Raw genomic sequence first — 19,349 nt, 5'->3', positions numbered from 1 at the left:
AGGGGCTGCACGCGCAAACGTTCTGCCCTGCTCTTCAGGCCAGGTGCAGTCCCTGCTGGGCGATGCATGGTTCACAGACCATGGTGCTGCACCTTGCGTCGCTGCCACTGGCCGAGCCGCTGGCGCAATTGCAACGGGCTGTCCAACTGCTGGCGGCGGGCCTGGCTGAACAGGATCAACGCCAGCTCGGCAGTTACCTGGGCGTCGGCGCTGGCATGGTGGCGGGCCTGCACTTCAAGGCCGAAACGGGCGATCCAGTCGTCCAGCCCGGCTTCGCGCAGCACGGTGTCGGGGTTGAGCATCGGCGCCAGTTCGGCAACATCCAGAAACGGGTGCTGCAGGCGCAGGCCCAGGCTGCTTTTCACGGCGCGTTCGAGCATGCGCTGGTCGAACGGCGCATGGAACGCCAGCACCGGGCTGTCGCCGATGAACTCCAGCAACTCCAGCAGTGCCTCGGCCGGGTCGCAGCCGGCGGCCAGGGCGCTAGGGCCCAGGCCGTGGATCAGCACGCTGGCGTTGGTCTTCTGTTCAGGGCGGCGCAGGGTACGTTCGAACGGGCGGCCCAGGTCGATGGCACCGTCCTCGATGGCTACCGCGCCAATCGACAGGACCTGGTCGCGGTTGGGGTTCAGGCCGCTGGTCTCCAGGTCGAGCACCACCCAGCGCTGTTCGCGCAACGAGCACACCGCCGCCGGTGCCGGGCGCGGCAAGCGGGCCAGGCGCTGGCGCAGCGGTTCGGCCAGCTCGGGCATGGGCGGGCGCAGCCAGGTAAACAGCTTCACAGCTGGTACCGCAGGGCCAGGCTGCTTTGCAGGCGTTGGGCCTGGCGCAGGGACTCGCGCAGGATGCGCCGGTCCAGGTGGTTGAGGCTGTCAGGGTCGAGCCGGTTGGAGTACGCCAGGTTATCGCGGGTCTGGCGCTGGTGCTGTTGCATGCGGGTCTGCTGGATGAAGTGGTAGGCCTCTTCATAGGCGGCGCCATCCAGCGCCTCGATGACGCCCTTGGCGACCAGCTGGCGCAGGCGTTCTAGGGTGTTGCAGGCGCCAATGCCGTTGGCCAGGGCCAGCAGCCGGGCGCCGTCGACGAAGGGTGTCAGGCCCTGGACCTTAAGGTCGAGGGTGGCGGCCTTGTCGTCGCCCTGGCGGGTCAGCACGAACTCGCGCAGGCGCCCCACCGGCGGGCGCTGGCGCAGGGCGTTGTCGGCCATCATGCGCTGGAACAGGCGATTGTCGGCAACCTGCTCGAGCAAGGCCTGGCGCAGTTGCTCGCAGCCTTGTTCGTCACCCCAGACCACGCGCAGGTCGAAATAGATGCTCGAGCCCAGCAGGTTTTCCGGGCTGGCCTCGCGCACGAAGCCGGCGAAGCGTCGCGCCCATTCAGTACGCGACAGGCACAGTTCGGGATTGCCGGCCATCACGTTGCCCTTGCACAGGGTGAAGCCACACTGCGCCAGGTTGTGGTTGATGTATTGGGCCAGCGGCAGCAGCCTGGCGCGGATCGCCTCGGCCTCGGCGGGGTCGCGGGCCTCGAACAGAATGCCGTTGTCCTGGTCGGTGTGCAGGGTCTGCTCGCGGCGGCCTTCGCTGCCGAAGCACAGCCAGCTGAACGGCACGCCCGGGTCGCCGCGCTCGGCGATGGCCAACTCGATCACCCGGCACACGGTGTGGTCGTTGAGCAGGGTGATGATCTGGGTGATCTGCGTGGAGGAGGCGCCGTGGGCGAGCATGCGCTCGACCAGCTGGCCGATCTCGCCGCGCAGCGCCACCAGGCTGTCCAGGCGGGGGGCATGGCGGATGGTGCGCGCCAGGTGCACCAGGTCGACCCGCTGCAGGGAAAACAGGTCGCGCTCGGAGATCACCCCGCACAGGCGCTGGTTTTCCACCAGGCAGACGTGGGCGATGTGCCGCTCGGTCATCGCCATGGCGGCGTCGAAGGCGCTGGCCTGGGGGCTGAGGTGGAACGGCCGGGGTGTCATGTAGCGTTCGATCGGCGCGGTCAGCTCGGCGCCTGGGTCCGCCACCACCTGGCGCAGGTCGCGCAGGGTGAAGATGCCGGTGGGGTAGCGCTGCGCGTCGACGATGACGATGCTGCCGACCTGCTGCTCGTGCATCAGGTGCACGGCTTCGCGCAGCGGGGTGTCGGCGGCGCAGACCACGGGATGGCGCAGGGCCAGTTCGCCCAGCGGGGTGTTCAGCGAGTACTGGGTGCCGAGGGTTTCCACCGCGCGCTGGCGCACCTGCTGGTTGACTTGGTCGAGCAGGCTGCTGACGCCGCGCAAGGCAAAGTCGCGGAACACGTCGGACATCGAGAACAGCCGGATGAACGCCGCCTTGTTCAGTTGCAGGCAGAAGGTGTCCTCACCGGCCAGGTGCTCGGTGCGGGTCGCCCGTTCGCCCAGCAGCGCGGCCAGGGGGAAGCATTCGCCGCTGGTGATCTCGAAGGTGGTCTCGGTACCCGGCTTGGTCACGTGGTGGCGTTCGCCGACCACCCGGCCCTGCTTGACGATGTAGAAGTGCTCCACCGGCCCATCGGCGGGCTTGATGATGCTTTCGCCGCCCGCGTAGAAGCGCAGCTGGCACTGTTCCACCAGGTAGGCCAGGTGGCTGTGTTCCATCTGGTTGAACGGCGGGAACCGTTGCAGAAATTGCAGGGTGCCCTGGATGTTCTGCAGTACTGCGGTCCTGCCTGCCTGGGTGTAGGCGTCCTTTTTGCTCATGAAGCTGACCGTATCGCTACGCCGAACTATATATACCTATATATAGGGGTCGGCTTTGTTGTTCTCGGCCTCCATGGTCGGCTGGCCGACTTGTGGTGCCCATTGGACGTAAGTCTAGAGCGGGCGCTGTCAAAGACCCGACGAAAGGCTAACCGGGTGACGCAACTTTTGCGGTCATAAGCTGCGAACGAGATTTTTTTGACGAGAGTGGCCATGGCTGAGCATGACGACATCCTGAGCGACGCCGAGCGCGAGGCGCTGGCCGGGGTGACTGCGCCTGCCGGGCCAAGGCCGGTGGTGCTGGTGGTCGACGACAACCCGGTGAGCAGCGAGGCGTTGAGCCTGTACCTGAAGAGCCGGGGCATTGCCTGCATGACAGCCGATGGGGCGCAGGAGGCCATGCTCAAGCTGCATTACGAGCCGCGTATCGCGCTGATGATCACCGACCTGCGCATGGAACCGGCCGATGGCCTGGAGCTGATCCGTCAGGTGCGTGAGTCGGAGCGGGCGGCGCTGTCGATCATCGTGGTGTCGGGCGACACCGATGTGAAGGAGGCGGTGGATGTGATGCACCTGGGGGTGGTGGATTTTTTGCTAAAACCGGTGGACCTGGGGAGGCTCCTGGAGCTGGTGCGACGTGAGTTGAGAATGGATCAGGGCTGAAAACGATCGCGGGGCAAGCCCGCTCCCACGCTGCACAAGCGTGGGAGCGGCCTTGCCCCGCGATGCGTTGCTGGTTGTTTACAGCCCGTTGCGCGCCTTGAACTCGCGACGACGGCGGTGCAGCACGGGCTCGGTGTAGCCGTTCGGCTGTTTGGCGCCTTCGATCACCAGCTCGATGGCCGCCTGGAACGCGATGTTGTCATCGAAGTTCGGCGCCATTGGCCGGTACAGGGCATCGCCGGCGTTCTGCTTGTCGACCACCGCGGCCATGCGCTTGAGGCTTTCCAGCACCTGGTCCTGGGTGACCACGCCGTGGCGCAGCCAGTTGGCCAGCAACTGCGCCGAGATGCGCAGGGTGGCGCGGTCTTCCATCAGGCCGACATCGTTGATGTCCGGTACTTTCGAGCATCCCACGCCCTGGTCGATCCAGCGCACCACATAGCCGAGGATGCCCTGGGCGTTGTTGTCCAGTTCGTTGCGGATCTCGTCGGCCGACCAATTGGTGTTGGCCGCCAGCGGAATGCTCAGGATGTCGTCGACCGAAGCCGGGGTGCGGCTGGCCAGCTCGCGCTGACGGGCCTGCACGTCGACCTTGTGGTAGTGCAGGGCGTGCAGGGTGGCGGCGGTCGGCGACGGTACCCAGGCGGTATTGGCGCCGGCCAGCGGGTGGGCGATCTTCTGCTCGAGCATGGCGGCCATCAGGTCCGGCATGGCCCACATGCCTTTGCCGATCTGCGCGCGGCCCTGCAGGCCGGTGGCAAGGCCGACGTCGACGTTGTTGTTCTCGTAGGCGCCGATCCACTTCTCGTTCTTCATGGCGCCCTTGCGCACCACGGCGCCGGCTTCCATCGAGGTGTGGATCTCGTCGCCGGTGCGGTCGAGGAAACCGGTGTTGATGAACGCCACACGCTCGGCGGCGGCCTTGATGCAGGCCTTGAGGTTGACCGTGGTGCGGCGCTCCTCGTCCATGATGCCGACCTTGACGGTGTTGCGCGGCATGCCCAGCAGGTCTTCGACGCGGCTGAAGATCTCGGCGGCGAACGCCACTTCCTCGGGCCCGTGCATCTTCGGCTTGACGATGTACACGCTGCCGGTGCGGGTGTTCTTGCGGCTGGTGTTGCCGTTGAGGTTGTGCAGGGCGATCAGGTTGGTGAACAGGCCGTCCTGGATGCCCTCGGGGATCTCGTTGCCCTGGGCGTCGAGGATCGCCGGGTTGGTCATCAGGTGGCCCACGTTGCGTACGAACAGCAACGAGCGACCGTGCAGGGTCACGCTGCCGCCGTTGGGCGCGGCGTATTCACGGTCCGGGTTCATGGTGCGAGTGAAGGTCTTGCCGCCCTTGCTCACGCTTTCGGCCAGGTCGCCCTTCATCAGGCCCAGCCAATTGCGGTAGACGATGACCTTGTCGTCGGCATCGACCGCGGCGACCGAGTCTTCGCAGTCCATGATGGTGGTCAATGCCGACTCCATGAGGATGTCCTTCACGCCGGCGGCGTCGGTGCTGCCGACCGGGGTGCTGGCATCGACCTGGATCTCGAAGTGCAGGCCGTTGTGCTTGAGCAGCACTGCGGTCGGCGCTTTGGCGTCGCCATGGAAGCCGATCAGCTGGGCGTCGTCGCGCAGGCCGCTGTTGCTGCCGCCTTTGAGGGCAACCACCAACTTGCCGGCTTCGATGCGGTAGCCGGTGGAGTCGACGTGGGAGCCGGCAGCCAGGGGCGCGGCTTCGTCGAGGAAGGCGCGGGCGAAGGCAATGACCTTGTCGCCACGCACCTTGTTGTAGCCCTGGCCTTTTTCGGCGCCACCTTCGTCGCTGATGGCGTCGGTGCCGTAGAGGGCGTCGTACAGCGAGCCCCAGCGGGCGTTGGCGGCGTTCAGGGCGAAGCGGGCGTTCATCACCGGCACCACCAGCTGCGGGCCGGCCATCACGGCGATTTCTTCATCGACGTTCTGTGTGCTGGCCTGGAAATCGTCGGCTTGTGGCAGCAGGTAGCCGATTTTCTGGAGGAAGCGCTTGTAGGCTACGGCGTCGTGGGCCTGGCCCTTGCGTGCCTGGTGCCAGGCGTCGATCTTGGCTTGCAGCTCGTCGCGCTTGGCGAGCAGGGCTTTGTTCTTTGGAGCGAGGTCGTTAATGATCTCTGCCGCCCCGGCCCAGAACTTATCGGCGTCGATGCCGGTTCCAGGGATCGCTTCGTGGTTGACGAAGTCGTACAGGGCCTTGGCGACCTGAAGGCCACCGACTTGAACGTATCCAGTCATTGCTTGCCTCACCTCTGCTCAGCTATTTCGCTTTCGCTCTTCTGTATTAAGCCTGTAGCGCTTCTTTAAACACGGCACCAGTGCATGCCCTCGTGATGAGCGCGGCTGGGTGCGGCTCGCCAGACGGGCCGGCGGGCAGTTGGCGTATTTTCACAGGCGCCTTGGCAGACATCCAAACGGCGTTTTGTAGTCCGCGTCGATGCATACTACATGAAGCAGCAGGCAGGTAAACCTCAGACTCAAAGCGCCGTTTCGCGACCGATGAGTCGCATAGGGTCACGCTGGGAGATCGTATGTTCGCAAAAAACAGGTGGATTGTTCCAGATAAATCTTGAAACAGTACACGATTACTTCAACGAACTGTCCTGCGGCAGGTTGCCGCGCCTTGCCTATACTGATGCGATCCCCGATTCATGGCCGTTCGCCACGGCCCCGAGCAGAGTAGAAGGAGTGGCCCGTGGATCATCTCGTACTCACCGTGATCGCCCCCGACAAGGCCGGGCAGGTCGAACGTATCGCCCAGTGCATCGCCGATCACAATGGCAACTGGCTGGAAAGCCGCATGTCGCGCATGGCCGGGCAGTTTGCCGGGATCCTGCGGGTGGCGGTACCGGCGGAGAACTACGCCGAGCTGGTCGAGTCGCTGCACAAGCTGGGTGAGCACGACATTCGGGTACTCATCGCCGAAAGCGGTATCGAGCCATCCTGCACCTGGAAGCCGATTGCCATGGAACTGGTGGGCAACGACCGGCCAGGCATCGTCCGTGATATCACCCGGCTGCTGGCCGAGCTCGGGGTGAACGTCGAGCGGTTTTCCACAGAGGTGCGCCCGGCGCCGATGAGCAGCGAGCCGTTGTTCCATGCTGATGCGCTGTTGGCGTTGCCGTTGACCTTGCCGCTGGACGATTTGCAGCAGCGATTGGAAAACCTTGCCGATGACTTGATGGTGGAGTTGCAGTTGCGGGCAGAGGATTGATCAAAGATTGCCGGGGCCGCTTTGCGGCCCTTTCGCGACACAAGGCCGCTCCTACAAAGACTACGCGTTCCTTTGTAGGAGCGGCCTTGTGTCGCGATGGGGCGCGAAGCGGCCCCCTGCGGTTATCCCGATATCACGGGGAAGGCCCTGTGGATAACCTGGGGGTTCACCGCTCCAGCCCAGACGATCCGCCTGCTACCCAGATTCGCTCAAAAAACACCCAAAAATCAGCAGCTTGTGCACAAAGCACGGGGACGAGGATGTGGATAACCTCTGGAGACCTTGCTACAGGCCACGTACTACGTGGCCTGCATGGGTTTGCTCAAAAACTGATCAGGCACGCTTGCGCAGCGACAACCAGGCATCCACGCTATACACCGCCAGCCCCGCCCAGATGCAGGCGAAGGCCAGCAGGTTGCTGGAGGTCAGGTGTTCGTCGAACAGCAGTACCGCCTGCAACAGTACCAGGGTCGGCGCCAGGTACTGCAGGAAGCCCAGGGTGGTGTAGGGCAAGTGGCGAGCGGCAGCGTTGAAGCACACCAGCGGTACCAGGGTGACCGGGCCGGCGGCGATCAACCACAACGCTTCGCTGCTGCTGAAGAACTCGGCATTGGCGCTGTTGGCGCTCGGATGCAGCAACAGCCAGCCGATGGCCAGCGGCACCAGCATCCAGGTCTCCACCACCAGCCCGGGCAATGCTTGCACCGGCGCCTGCTTGCGGATCAGGCCATAGAAGCCGAACGACAGCGCCAGGGCCAGTGACACCCACGGCAGGCTACCCACCTGCCACACCTGTTGCGCCACCCCCAGTGCCGCCAGCCCCACCGCCAGCCATTGCAGGCGACGCAGGCGTTCGCCGAGCAGCAGCATGCCCAGCAGCACGTTGATCAGCGGGTTGATGTAGTACCCCAGGCTGGCCTCGAGCATGCGGCCGTTGTTCACCGCCCACACGTAGGTCAGCCAGTTGCCGGCGATCAACGCGCCGCTGAGCGCCAGGATCGCCAGGCGTCGCGGGTTCTCGCGCAGCTCGCGCCACCAGCCGGGGTGTTTCCACACCAGTAGCAGCAGCGAGCCGAACAACGCCGACCAGAGCACCCGGTGGACGATGATCTCCACCGCCGGGATGCTCTGGATGGCTTTGAAGTACAAGGGGAACAGGCCCCAGATGATGTAGGCGCCGAGGCCCAGAATGTACCCGCGACGCGGGTTGGCGGCGTGCATGCAGAATCCTTGCTTAGGTAGCTAAATAAAGCGACGCCTATTGTAGACAGCGCGTGCCGCAGATCTAGAACAATTTCAGCGGCTCTTCATCCAGGGCGGCGAGCTGCTCACGCAGGGCGAGGATCTGGTCGCCCCAGTAGCGTGGCTGGCCGAACCAGGGGAAGCTCGGCGGGAACGCCGGGTCGTCCCAGCGGCGTGCCAGCCAGGCGCTGTAGTGCAGCTGGCGCAGGGCCCGCAGCGGCTCGATCAGGGCCAGCTCGCGCGGGTCGAAATCGTGGAACTCGTTGTAGCCGTCGACCAGTTCGGCCAGTTGCCCCAGGCGCTCCTCGCGGCTGCCGGCCAGCATCATCCACAGGTCCTGCACCGCCGGGCCCATGCGGCAGTCGTCGAGGTCGACCATGTGGTAGATGTCGTCGCGGTGCATCAGGTTGCCCGGGTGCAGGTCGCCGTGCAGGCGGATCACCTGGTGCGGCGTGCGCGCGTAGAGGTCCTCGACGCGCTTGAGCAGGTCGCGGGCTACCGATTCGAAGGCGGGCAACAGTTCCCTGGGGACGAAGTTGCCGTCCAGCAGGGTGCTCAGCGAGGCGTGGCCAAAGTTGTCCACCGTCAGCTGCTCACGGTGCACGAAGGGCCGGGTGGCGCCTATGGCATGCAGGCGGCCCAGCAGCTGGCCGAGGCGGTACAACTGGTCGAGGTTGCCAGGTTCCGGCGCATGGCCGCCGCGGCGTGGAAACAGGGCGAAGCGAAAGCCCGCGTGTTCGAACAGCGAGCGGCCATCATGTTGCATCGGCGCCACCACCGGCACTTCGTGCTCGGTGAGTTCGGCGCTGAAGGCGTGCTCTTCGACAATGGCCGCATCGCTCCAGCGCCCGGGGCGGTAGAACTTGGCGATCAACGGTTGTTCGCCCTCGATGCCTACCTGGTAGACGCGGTTCTCGTAGCTGTTGAGGGCCAGCACCCGGGCATCGCTGAGAAAACCGAGGCTTTCCACGGCGTCGAGGACCAGGTCGGGGGTGAGGGTGTCGAAGGGGTGGGACATGGAAGCTCCGGGCACGGGACAGCGTGGGTGCATGGTAACCCATGCCGGCCGATGGCGAGGGCGCCGATCTGGGGCCGCGTTGCAGCCCTTTCGCCGGCAAGCCAGCGCCCAGGTTAAACCGGCACCCCCAACAACACGAACGATGGATGGAACTGCGCGCGCACCGCGCTGCCGGCGGCGATGCGATGCTCGGCCAGCCACGCTTGCTCGGCGAGCGCGCACAAGGTCTGGCCGTTGCCCAGCGCCAGGCGTACCTCGCAGGACGCGTCCTCGCCACCGAGCACTTCTTCGACCTCGGCCTGCAGGCAATTGCTGCCCGCTTCGGGTGGCTCGTGGTCCCCCAGCACCTGCACCCACCCGGCCTTGAGCAATGCCACCACCGTGCCGCCCAGGGTCAGCTCCAGGCGCTCGGTGCTGCCGCGGGTGATCAGCGCCTCGATCTCCAGCCCGCCGCCCAGCGCCAGGCTGATGCGGTCATGCCGCCCTTCGCGACGCAGGCCGCTGATGCGCCCTTGCAATTGATTGCGCGCACTGGTGCGCAGCATCAGGCGGCCCAGCAGGTCGAAGTCGTTGCTGTCCTCGGCCGACTCGAGCACCTGCGCCTGCAACGCCTGCAGGCGCTGATACAGGCGCAGCACCCGCTCGCCCTCGGCGGATAGCCGCGCGCCACCGCCGCCGCGCCCGCCGGTGCTGCGCTCGACCAGCGGCTGGGCGGCCAGGTTGTTGAGCTCGTCGATGGCGTCCCAGGCGGCCTTGTAGCTGATGCCGGCTGCCTTGGCGGCGCGGGTGATCGAGCCTTGTTCGGCGACATGCTGCAACAGGGCGATGCGCTGTGGACGGCGGGCGATGTGCTGGGTGAGCAGGGCGGGCAGGGACATGGTCAGGTTTCGGGGGTTGCTTCGGGTCCTGCGACGTTGCCGCCCGGCTGCGCCCAAGTCAAGCCTGGCCCGGCCTGGGCGTGCGGGCCAGGCAGTAGATGTCCACGCGCCGGGCGCCAGCCTTGCGCAGCAAGTGGGCGATGGCCTGCGCGGTGGCGCCGGTGGTCAGCACATCGTCGACCACGGCCAGGTGCAAGCTCTCGACTTCCGCGCCGGGCAACAGGCTGAAGGCCTGGCGCAGGTTGCGCCGCCGGGCCCTGGCCCCCAAGGCCTGCTGGGCTGGAGTGTCGCGCGAGCGTTCGAGCAGGTGTTCGGTGCAGGGCAGGTTCAGTTGCCGGGCCAGCCAGCGCGCCAGCATCGCCGCCTGGTTGAAGCCACGTTGGCGCAGTCGACGCCGGGCCAGGGGCACCGGCAACAGCCCGTCGGGGCGTGGCAGGCCTTCGCTGTAGCGATGTTCCAGGGCATGGCCGAGCAGCTGCGCCATCAACCGCCCCAACGGCCATTGGCTGTTGTGCTTGAAACGGCTGATCAGGGTGTCGATCGGAAAGGCGTATTGCCACGGCGCGACTACCCGGCCAAACCCCGGTGGACGGCGCCGACAGCCGTTGCACGGGCGGTCGCCGAGCGCCAGCGGCAGGGCGCAGCGGGGGCAGTGCTCACCCAGCCAGGGCAGTTCCTGTTCGCAGTCCATGCACAGCGGGTAGGGCTGCTGGGCAGGCGCGTCGCACAGCAAACACGATTGATCGATATTTATACAATTGTAAACCAGGGTATTTATGTTTGGTTGACAGTGCATGGGCCTTCCGTGACTATGCGAGCTATCCGTGATGCGCTGGCGGGTTTTCTTCTCCCGGCGTCAGTCAGACCCTAGCTAAGGAAACGCCGATGAGCGCCAGTACAATTGCAACCACACGTCACGACTGGTCCCTGGCCGAGGTCAAGGCGCTGTTCCAGCAGCCGTTCAACGACCTGCTGTTCCAGGCCCAGACCGTGCACCGCGCGCACTTCGACCCCAACCGCGTACAGGTGTCGACCCTGTTGTCGATCAAGACCGGCGCCTGCCCGGAAGATTGCAAATATTGTCCGCAGTCCGGCCACTACAACACCGGGCTGGAAAAACAGAAGCTGATGGAAGTGCAAAAGGTGCTGGAGGAGGCCGCCCGGGCCAAGGCCATCGGTTCCACGCGCTTCTGCATGGGCGCGGCGTGGAAGCACCCCTCGGCCAAGGACATGCCCTACGTGCTGGAGATGGTCAAAGGGGTCAAGGCCATGGGCCTGGAAACCTGCATGACCCTCGGCAAGCTCGACCAGGAGCAGACCCTGGCCCTGGCCCAGGCCGGCCTGGACTACTACAACCACAACCTCGACACCTCGCCGGAGTTCTACACCAGCATCATCACCACCCGCACCTACGGCGAGCGCCTGCAGACCCTGGCCTATGTGCGCGATGCCGGGATGAAGATCTGCTCCGGCGGCATCCTCGGCATGGGCGAGTCGCTGGACGACCGCGCCGGCCTGTTGATCCAGCTGGCCAACCTGCCCGAGCACCCGGAGTCGGTGCCGATCAACATGCTGGTGAAGGTTGCCGGCACGCCGCTGGCCGAGGAACAAGATGTCGACCCGTTCGACTTCATCCGCATGCTGGCCGTGGCCCGTATCCTCATGCCCAAGTCCCATGTGCGGCTGTCGGCCGGCCGTGAGCAGATGAACGAGCAGATGCAGGCACTGGCGTTCATGGCCGGGGCCAACTCGATCTTCTATGGCGAGAAACTGCTGACCACCGCCAACCCGCAGGCCGACAAGGACATGCAGCTGTTCGCCCGCCTTGGCATCCTGCCCGAAGCCCGTGAGGAGCACGCCGACGAAGTGCACCAGGCGGCCATCGAGCAGGCCCTGGTCGAGCAGCGCAGCAGCGAGCTGTTCTACGACGCAGCCTCGGCCTGAGCATGGCCTTCGACCTCGCCGCGCGGCTGGCCGAACGGCGCGCCGCCGACCTGTATCGCCAGCGACCGCTGCTGGAAAGCCCGCAGGGGCCCGAGGTGGTGGTCGACGGCCAGCCGCTGCTGGCCTTCTGCAGCAACGACTACCTGGGCCTGGCCAATCACCCCGAGGTGATCAAGGCCTGGCGCGACGGTGCCGAGCGCTGGGGTGTCGGCGGTGGCGCTTCGCACCTGGTGATCGGCCACAGCACGCCGCACCACCAGGTGGAAGAGGCGCTGGCCGAACTGACCGGGCGGCCGCGGGCGCTATTGTTCTCCACCGGCTACATGGCCAACCTCGGCGCCATCACCGCGCTGGTCGGGCAGGGCGACACGGTGCTGCAAGACCGCCTCAACCATGCCTCCTTGCTCGATGGCGGGCTGCTCAGCGGCGCGCGTTTCAGCCGCTACCTGCACAACGACCCGGCCAGCCTGGCCAGCCGCCTGGACAAGGCCAGCGGCAACACCCTGGTCGTCACCGATGGCGTGTTCAGCATGGATGGCGATTGCGCCGACCTGCCGGCCCTGGCCGAGGTGGCGCGCGCGCGCGGCGCCTGGCTGATGGTCGACGACGCCCATGGCCTGGGCACGCTTGGCGCCAACGGCGGTGGCCTGGTCGAGCACCACGGCCTGGGCCTTGAGGATGTGCCGGTGCTGATCGGCACGCTCGGCAAGGCCTGTGGCACTTCAGGCGCCTTCGTCGCCGGTAGCGAAGCGCTGATCGAGGCGCTGGTGCAGTTCGCCCGGCCTTACATCTACACCACCAGCCAACCCCCGGCCCTGGCCTGTGCCACGCTCAAGGCCCTGGCCTTGCTGCGCCGCGAAAGCTGGCGGCGTGAGCACCTGGCTGCGTTGATTGGCCAGTTCCGCGAGGGCGCCGAGCAGATCGGCCTGACCCTGATGGACAGCCACACGGCAATCCAGCCAATCCTGGTCGGCGATGCCGGCCGGGCCATGGCGTTGTCGCGCATGTTGCGCGAGCGCGGGTTGCTGGTCACCGCGATCCGCCCGCCGACCGTGCCCGCTGGCAGCGCGCGGCTGCGGGTAACCCTGAGCGCCGCCCACAGCGAGGCTCAGGTCCAGCTATTGTTGAATGCATTGGCCGAGTGTTATCCACAGCTGGAGTCCGCCGATGCGTAACCGACTGATCCTCTTGCCCGGCTGGGGGCTGGGCTGCGCCTCCCTCGAACCGTTGGCCGCCAGCCTGCGGGCCCAGGACCCGCGCCTGCAGGTCGAGCTGATGCCGCTACCGGAGCTGGCCGACCGTGATCCGCAGGCCTGGGTCGAGCACCTCGACCGCAAACTGCCCAACGATGTCTGGCTGGGTGGCTGGTCACTGGGCGGCATGCTCGCCAGCGCCCTGGCGCACAAGCGCGGCGATCATTGCTGCGGCTTGCTCACGCTGGCGAGCAACCCCAGTTTTGTCGCACGGCCAGATTGGCCGCACGGCATGGCGCCGGACACCTTCGGCACCTTCCTCGACGGCTGCCGCAGCCATACCCAGGTGACGCTCAAGCGCTTCCGTACTTTGTGCAGCGACGGTGCGTTGCAGCCGCGTACCTTGCTGCGCCAACTCGGCGTCGGCGTGCCGGACACCGATCCGTTGTACCTGGCCAGCGGGCTTGAAGTGCTGGCCAAGCTGGACACCCGTACCGCCCTGGAGCAATACGGCGGCCCGCAGCTGCACCTGTTCGCCGGCAGTGACGCGCTGGTGCCGGTGGAAGCGGCCAAGGCCCTCAGCGACCTGTTGCCCGACGTGGAAGTCGGCCTGGTCGAAGACAGTTCCCACGCCTTCCTGCTGGAATATCCCCAGGAACTGGCGGCGGGCATCAAGAGTTTCCTGCATGAGAGTGGCGATGACTGACCTTTCCCAGCCAACCCTGCCCGGCGCCCTGCCGGACAAGCGCCAGGTGGCGGCTTCGTTTTCCCGCGCGGCAGCCAGCTACGACAGTGTCGCGGCGTTGCAGCGCGCGGTGGGCGTGGCACTGCTGGAGCAACTGCCCGCCCAGTTGGCGCCGGCGCGCTGGCTCGACCTGGGCAGCGGCACCGGCCATTTCAGCCGGGTGTTGGCCGAGCGTTTCGCCGGCGCGCACGGGGTGGCGGTGGACATCGCCGAGGGCATGCTGCGCCATGCCCGTGAACAGGGTGGCGCGCAGCATCACGTGGCTGGCGACGCCGAGCGCCTGCCGCTGCGCGATGGCAGTGTCGACTTGCTGTTCAGCAGCCTGGCGGTGCAGTGGTGCGACCAGTTCGCCAGCGTGCTGGGCGAGGCGCGGCGGGTGCTGCGCCCGGGTGGCGTGCTGGCCTTCAGCAGCCTGTGCGTGGGCACCCTCGACGAATTGCGGGCCAGCTGGCAGGCGGTCGATGGCCGGATCCATGTCAACCGCTTCCGCCGTTTCGAGGATTACCAGCGCCTGTGCGGCGACAGCGGCCTGGCGTTGCTCGAGCTGGAGCGTCGCGCCCATGTGCTGCACTACCCGGACGTGCGCAGCCTGACCCACGAGCTCAAAGCGCTCGGCGCGCACAACCTCAACCCCGGGCGTCCGACGGGGCTGACCGGGCGGGCGCGCATGCAGGGTCTGTTGCAAGCCTACGAGCAGTTCCGCCAGCCCCAGGGGCTGCCGGCCACCTACCAGGTGGTCTATGGTGTGTTGCGCAAACCCATGGCGCAGGGGCTGTGAGATGAATCAGGCGTATTTTATCGCCGGTACCGACACCGACGTCGGCAAGACCACCGTTGCCGCCGGCCTGCTGCATGCGGCGCGCCTGCAGAACCTGAGCACCCTGGCGGCCAAGCCGGTGGCGTCCGGCTGCGTGGTGACGCCTAAAGGGTTGCGTAACAGCGATGCCCTGGCACTGATCGACGAGAGTTCGCTCAAGCTGCCCTATGAAGAGGTCAACCCGTTTGCCTTCGAGCCGGCGATCGCGCCACATGTGGCTGCCCGCGAGGCGGGGGTGGTGCTGGAGGTCCCGGTGTTGCTCAAGGCCATGCGTCATGTGCTCGACCAACAGGCCGACTTCACCCTGGTGGAAGGCGCGGGCGGCTGGCGTGTGCCGCTTTCGGCCCATGCCAACCTGTCGGACCTGGCGATTGCCCTGAAACTGCCGGTAATCCTGGTGGTTGGAGTACGCCTGGGGTGTATCAACCATGCCTTGCTCAGTGCCGAGGCCATCGCCCGCGACGGCCTGCAGCTGGCGGGCTGGGTGGCGAACATCGTCGACCCACGGACAGCGCGCCTGGAGGAGAACCTGTCCAGCCTGGCCGAGCGTCTGCCGGCGCCGTGCCTGGGGCGGGTGCCCTGGCTGAAGAAGGCGGGCGCGGATGCGGTGGCCGAGCACCTGCAACTGGACCTGCTGGATTGATGCGGTTGCCTGCTACTGCCTGTAGGCGCCGCGGTGATGGCGTGGAGCAAATCGGCGCCGTCTATTGGCTGGCACTAGGCTATTAGCGATTTAAACGGGCCTTTTTGCCGATCTACTGCTTTAATAAGCCCTGTTCACCCTCCAGCGTCACGGAGTAACGACATGGAAATCAATGCAGGCTCCGCCTTCTACGCGGGCCTTGGCGCCATCCAGAACGGCCAGAACCGCGTCGACCAGGCGGCCCAGCAGATCGCCAGCAACGCCGTCGAGCGTGGCACCAGCGGACAATCCACCGAGTTCCAGGCCGAACGCCTGCGTGGCGTCGACCGCAGCCAGCAGATGGACCTGGCTACCAGTACCGTGCAACTGGCCCTGGGCAAGCACGAAGTCGAACTGGGCGCCAAAGTCGCCAAGGCCTCGGACGAAATGCTCGGTCGTTTCATCGATACCTACGCCTGATCCACCGACCTTTACGCTACACATCGCGGGGCAAGCCCGCTTCCATTCGTGGGAGCGGGCCTGCCCCGCGATGCGTTTGTGGGTGCTTGGCGTAAATGTCATGTTCGGCGGCATAAATGCCACCGCTAGCCCTCCTTGACAGCGAGGCCACCTAAACGTAAGTTTCAAACAACTGTTTGACCGAAAGCCGCCAAGAGCTGGTCGGTATCCGCGGTCTCCCCACCGAACTCATCACAGAGGTTCATCGCAATGCCTGATTACAAAGCCCCCTTGCGTGATATCCGCTTCGTCCGCGACGAGCTGCTCGGCTATGAGGCGCACTATCAGAGCCTGCCGGGCTGCCAGGACGCCACGCCGGACATGGTCGACGCGATCCTGGAAGAAGGCGCGAAATTCTGTGAGCAGGTGCTGGCCCCGCTGAACCGCGTCGGCGACCTCGAAGGCTGCACCTGGAGCGAGTCGGGGGTGAAGACCCCGACCGGCTTCAAGGAAGCTTACGAGCAGTTCGTCGAAGGCGGCTGGCCGAGCCTGGCCCATGACGTCGAGCATGGTGGCCAGGGCCTGCCGGAGTCGCTGGGCCTGGCCCTGAGCGAAATGGTTGGCGAGTCGAACTGGTCGTGGGGCATGTACCCAGGCCTGTCCCATGGCGCGATGAACACCATCTCCGAGCACGGCACCCCCGAGCAGCAGCAGACCTACCTGACCAAGCTGGTGTCCGGCGAATGGACCGGCACCATGTGCCTGACCGAGCCGCACTGCGGCACCGACCTTGGCATGCTGCGCACCAAGGCCGAACCCCAGGCTGACGGCAGCTACAAGGTGTCCGGTACCAAGATCTTCATCTCGGCCGGTGAGCACGACATGGCCGATAACATCGTCCATATCGTCCTGGCCCGCCTGCCCGATGCACCGGCCGGCACCAAAGGCATTTCGCTGTTCATCGTGCCGAAGTTCCTGCCAAACGCCGAAGGCGGCGTGGGTGAGCGCAACGGCGTGAGCTGCGGCTCGCTCGAGCACAAGATGGGCATCCACGGCAACGCCACCTGCGTGATGAACTTCGACAGCGCCACCGGCTACCTGATCGGCCCAGCCAACAAGGGCCTGAACTGCATGTTCACCTTCATGAACACCGCTCGCCTGGGCACCGCGCTGCAAGGCCTGGCCCACGCCGAAGTGGCGTTCCAGGGCGGCCTGAAGTACGCCCGCGACCGCCTGCAGATGCGCTCGCTGACCGGCCCGAAAGCACCGGACAAGGCGGCCGACCCGATCATCGTCCACCCAGACGTGCGGCGCATGCTGCTGACCATGAAGGCCTTCGCCGAAGGCAACCGCGCGATGGTGTACTTCACCGCCAAGCAGGTGGACATCGTCAAATACAGCCAGGATGAAGAAGAGCGCAAGAAGGCCGATGCCCTGCTGGCCTTCCTCACCCCGATCGCCAAGGCGTTCATGACCGAAGTTGGTTTCGAGTCTGCCAACCATGGCGTGCAGATCTACGGCGGCCACGGCTTCATCGCCGAATGGGGCATGGAACAGAACGTGCGCGACAGCCGTATCTCCATGCTGTACGAAGGCACCACCGGCATCCAGGCTCTCGACCTGCTCGGGCGCAAGGTGCTGATGACCCAGGGCGAGGCGCTCAAGGGCTTCACCAAGATCGTCCACAAGTTCTGCCAGGGGCAGGAAGGCAACGAGGCCACCAAGGAGTTCGTCGAGCCGCTGGCCGCGATCAACAAGGAGTGGGGCGAGCTGACCATGAAGATCGGCATGGCGGCGATGAAGGATCGCGAGGAAGTCGGTGCCGCCTCGGTGGACTACCTGATGTACTCCGGCTACGCCTGCCTGGCCTACTTCTGGGCCGACATCGCCCGCCTGGCCGCCGAGAAACTGGCTGCCGGCACCAGCGAAGAGGCCTTCTACACCGCCAAGCTGCAGACCGCGCGCTTCTACTTCCAGCGCATCCTGCCGCGTACCCGCAGCCATGTGGCGGCGATCCTGTCGGGCGCCAACAACCTGATGGCGATGAAGGAAGAAGACTTCGGTCTGTCCTGCTAAGCCGTAGCGGTTGTACAAAAAACCGCCTGCCCTCACCGGCAGGCGGTTTTTTTTTGCCCGGACTTTCACGCCTGCCCTGTAGGCGCGGCCTTGCGTCGCGCAAGGGCCGCGCGGCAGCCCGAGGGTTTCAGCGTTGCTGCAAAGATCGCCGGGGCTGCTTTGCAACCCTTTCGCGACACGAGGCCGCTGCTACAGGCATCGCGTAAACAGGAAGAATCCTACTGGGCGTCGCATCCAGTAACGAGAAAGTCTCAAGCTTCAGCCCTGATCTGCCGTTAAAACGGGCATCTGTATTCATCTATTCATGTGCACTGCCGATGAAGTAGGGGCACAATGCCATTATTGATCTGCCGGGTCGGAGATTACCCTTGTTTCGTTTATCCGCTGTACGCGCAAGCCACTTCCTGCCTTCGCTGATTCTGTTGCTGGCAGGGCTTGCGGCAGCCTATGTGAGGGACCTCAGCGTCTTCTTCACATCGCTGTTCAACGTTCTGCCCACCTTGGTGCTGTTGCTCGGGGGTGCCTACTGCGCCGTATATCGCCGCCAGCGCGAACTGTTCCTGATGGTCACGGTGTACATTGCCTATTTCCTGCTCGACACCCAGACCGACTTCTACCGTGACAATGGTCGGGTTCGCGAGGATGCCGCGGTGATCTTTCACCTGGTCTGCCTGCTGCTGCCGGCGCTGTTCGGGCTGTATGGCGCCTGGCAGGAGCGCACCCACCTGGCCCAGGACCTGCTGGCGCGCTTTGCCGTGCTGTTCGCCGTGGGCAGTGTCGCGGTGGCGCTGGAGCAGAGTTTTCCCGAGGCGCTGCTGACCTGGCTGGCCGAGATCCGCTGGCCGGCGCTGCATGGCCAGTGGATGAGCCTGATCCAGCTGGCTTACCCGCTGTTCCTGGCGGTGTTCGTCCTGCTGGTGGTGCAATACCTGCGTGAGCCGCGGCCCCTGCATGCGGCGCAGATCATCGGTTTGGTCGGCATCTTCTGGATGCTGCCCAAGACCTTCATCCTGCCGTTCACCCTGAACATCATGTGCAGCCAGGTGATGCTGATGATCGCCGCGGCGGTGTCCCACGAGGCCTACCAGATGGCGTTCCGCGACGAACTGACCGGGTTGCCGGGGCGCCGGGCGCTGAACGAGCGCATGCAGCGCCTGGGGCGCAACTACGTGATCGCCATGACCGACGTCGACCATTTCAAGAAATTCAACGACACCCATGGTCACGATGTCGGCGACCAGGTGCTGCGCCTGGTCGCCAGCCGCCTGTCCAAGGTCACCGGCGGGGGGCGCGCCTACCGTTACGGCGGCGAGGAATTCGCCCTGGTGTTCGCCGGCAAGACCGCCGAGGAATGCCTGCCGCACCTGGAGTCGATACGGGAGATGATCGCCAACTACGCGATCCAGCTGCGCGACCAGAACAGCCGGCCCCAGGACGACTCCACCGGTCGGCAGCGCCGCGGGGGCGGCGCCAATACCACGGTGTCGGTGACCATCAGCATTGGCGTCGCCGAGCGCCAGGTCGAGCACCGCAACCCCGACGAAGTGCTCAAGTCCGCCGACCAGGCGCTGTACAGCGCCAAGGGCGCCGGGCGTAACTGCGTGATGACCTTCGGCCAGCAATCGCGGCGTGGGGCCGTGCGCATGGCGTGAATTGGGGTGTGACCATTCCTGACTATTCAGTCGCATGATGACCCTATGTCTCGTAAAAGTTGTTCGGTTACACTGCGGGTCATCCCAGTGCC

At 65.6% G+C, this 19,349-nt stretch carries 17 protein-coding genes; 10 read left to right on the top strand and 7 right to left on the bottom strand.

The window, feature by feature from the left end; all coding sequences use genetic code 11:
- Window positions 1-71: 71 nt before the first annotated feature.
- A complete protein-coding gene (locus NJG22_RS05620) occupies window positions 72-782 on the bottom strand; it encodes a 3'-5' exonuclease (protein ID WP_253093158.1) in 711 nt (236 codons plus the stop codon).
- The gene (locus tag NJG22_RS05615; RefSeq protein ID WP_253093157.1) at window positions 779-2,716 is read right to left on the bottom strand and encodes a DUF294 nucleotidyltransferase-like domain-containing protein; all 1,938 of its coding nucleotides are present in this window, start codon (window positions 2,714-2,716) and stop codon (window positions 779-781) included. The genes NJG22_RS05620 and NJG22_RS05615 overlap by 4 nt, the downstream gene beginning before the upstream one ends.
- Before the next feature lie 213 nt (window positions 2,717-2,929).
- Between NJG22_RS05615 and NJG22_RS05610 the strand changes: the two genes are divergently transcribed.
- Window positions 2,930-3,379, top strand: a complete 450-nt coding sequence (locus tag NJG22_RS05610) for a response regulator (protein ID WP_253093156.1) — start codon at window positions 2,930-2,932, stop codon at window positions 3,377-3,379.
- Between the two features lie 78 nt (window positions 3,380-3,457).
- On the opposite strand, the gene NJG22_RS05605 is transcribed toward NJG22_RS05610, so the two are convergent.
- On the bottom strand, window positions 3,458-5,635 hold the full coding sequence (locus NJG22_RS05605; protein WP_253093155.1) for a malate synthase G: 2,178 nt from the start codon (window positions 5,633-5,635) through the stop codon (window positions 3,458-3,460).
- Window positions 5,636-6,092: 457 nt separating this feature from the next.
- On the opposite strand from NJG22_RS05605, the gene NJG22_RS05600 reads away from it, so the two are divergent.
- Entirely contained in the window at window positions 6,093-6,611 is a 519-nt protein-coding gene (locus tag NJG22_RS05600; RefSeq protein WP_253093154.1) for an ACT domain-containing protein, read from the top strand.
- A gap of 333 nt (window positions 6,612-6,944) precedes the next feature.
- Here the strand turns inward: NJG22_RS05600 and rarD are convergent, their stop codons facing one another.
- From rarD to NJG22_RS05580, 4 genes are all read right to left on the bottom strand, one after another.
- On the bottom strand, window positions 6,945-7,832 hold the full coding sequence (rarD, locus tag NJG22_RS05595) for an EamA family transporter RarD (RefSeq protein WP_253093153.1): 888 nt from the start codon (window positions 7,830-7,832) through the stop codon (window positions 6,945-6,947).
- A gap of 64 nt (window positions 7,833-7,896) precedes the next feature.
- Window positions 7,897-8,871, bottom strand: coding sequence for a serine/threonine protein kinase (locus NJG22_RS05590; RefSeq protein ID WP_253093152.1), 975 nt, complete (start codon window positions 8,869-8,871; stop codon window positions 7,897-7,899).
- A 113-nt stretch (window positions 8,872-8,984) separates the two neighbouring features.
- Entirely contained in the window at window positions 8,985-9,749 is a 765-nt protein-coding gene (locus NJG22_RS05585) for a TOBE domain-containing protein (RefSeq protein WP_253093151.1), read from the bottom strand.
- Between the two features lie 58 nt (window positions 9,750-9,807).
- Window positions 9,808-10,545, bottom strand: coding sequence for a ComF family protein (locus NJG22_RS05580; protein WP_253093150.1), 738 nt, complete (start codon window positions 10,543-10,545; stop codon window positions 9,808-9,810).
- 89 nt (window positions 10,546-10,634) lie between these two features.
- Here NJG22_RS05580 and bioB point away from each other — a divergent pair, with 89 nt between their 5' ends.
- From bioB to NJG22_RS05540, 8 genes are all read left to right on the top strand, one after another.
- Complete coding sequence (gene bioB / locus NJG22_RS05575) at window positions 10,635-11,693, top strand: biotin synthase BioB (RefSeq protein WP_253093149.1); 1,059 nt, start codon at window positions 10,635-10,637, stop codon at window positions 11,691-11,693.
- A gap of 2 nt (window positions 11,694-11,695) precedes the next feature.
- Window positions 11,696-12,868: an 8-amino-7-oxononanoate synthase gene (gene bioF / locus NJG22_RS05570; protein WP_253093148.1), complete on the top strand. Its 1,173-nt coding sequence runs from the start codon at window positions 11,696-11,698 to the stop codon at window positions 12,866-12,868.
- Window positions 12,861-13,592: an alpha/beta fold hydrolase gene (locus tag NJG22_RS05565; protein ID WP_253093147.1), complete on the top strand. Its 732-nt coding sequence runs from the start codon at window positions 12,861-12,863 to the stop codon at window positions 13,590-13,592. Before bioF ends, NJG22_RS05565 begins: the two co-directional genes overlap by 8 nt.
- On the top strand, window positions 13,585-14,409 hold the full coding sequence (gene bioC / locus NJG22_RS05560; RefSeq protein ID WP_253093146.1) for a malonyl-ACP O-methyltransferase BioC: 825 nt from the start codon (window positions 13,585-13,587) through the stop codon (window positions 14,407-14,409). Before NJG22_RS05565 ends, bioC begins: the two co-directional genes overlap by 8 nt.
- 1 nt (window position 14,410) lies before the next feature.
- Complete coding sequence (bioD, locus tag NJG22_RS05555) at window positions 14,411-15,091, top strand: dethiobiotin synthase (protein WP_253093145.1); 681 nt, start codon at window positions 14,411-14,413, stop codon at window positions 15,089-15,091.
- 162 nt (window positions 15,092-15,253) lie between these two features.
- Complete coding sequence (locus NJG22_RS05550; RefSeq protein ID WP_253093144.1) at window positions 15,254-15,550, top strand: pyrroloquinoline quinone biosynthesis protein PqqE; 297 nt, start codon at window positions 15,254-15,256, stop codon at window positions 15,548-15,550.
- 249 nt (window positions 15,551-15,799) lie between these two features.
- Window positions 15,800-17,605, top strand: a complete 1,806-nt coding sequence (locus NJG22_RS05545; protein ID WP_253093143.1) for a phenylacyl-CoA dehydrogenase — start codon at window positions 15,800-15,802, stop codon at window positions 17,603-17,605.
- 368 nt (window positions 17,606-17,973) lie between these two features.
- Window positions 17,974-19,257 carry a GGDEF domain-containing protein gene (locus tag NJG22_RS05540; RefSeq protein WP_253093142.1) on the top strand — a complete coding sequence of 428 codons (1,284 nt, stop codon included), beginning with the start codon at window positions 17,974-17,976 and terminating at the stop codon, window positions 19,255-19,257.
- Window positions 19,258-19,349: the final 92 nt, after the last annotated feature.

The sequence above is a fragment of the Pseudomonas sp. VA159-2 genome, from assembly GCF_024126635.1.
GTDB classification, from domain to species: Bacteria; Pseudomonadota; Gammaproteobacteria; order Pseudomonadales; family Pseudomonadaceae; genus Aquipseudomonas; species Aquipseudomonas muyukensis.
This window is presented reverse-complemented; position numbering and strand designations above follow the sequence as displayed.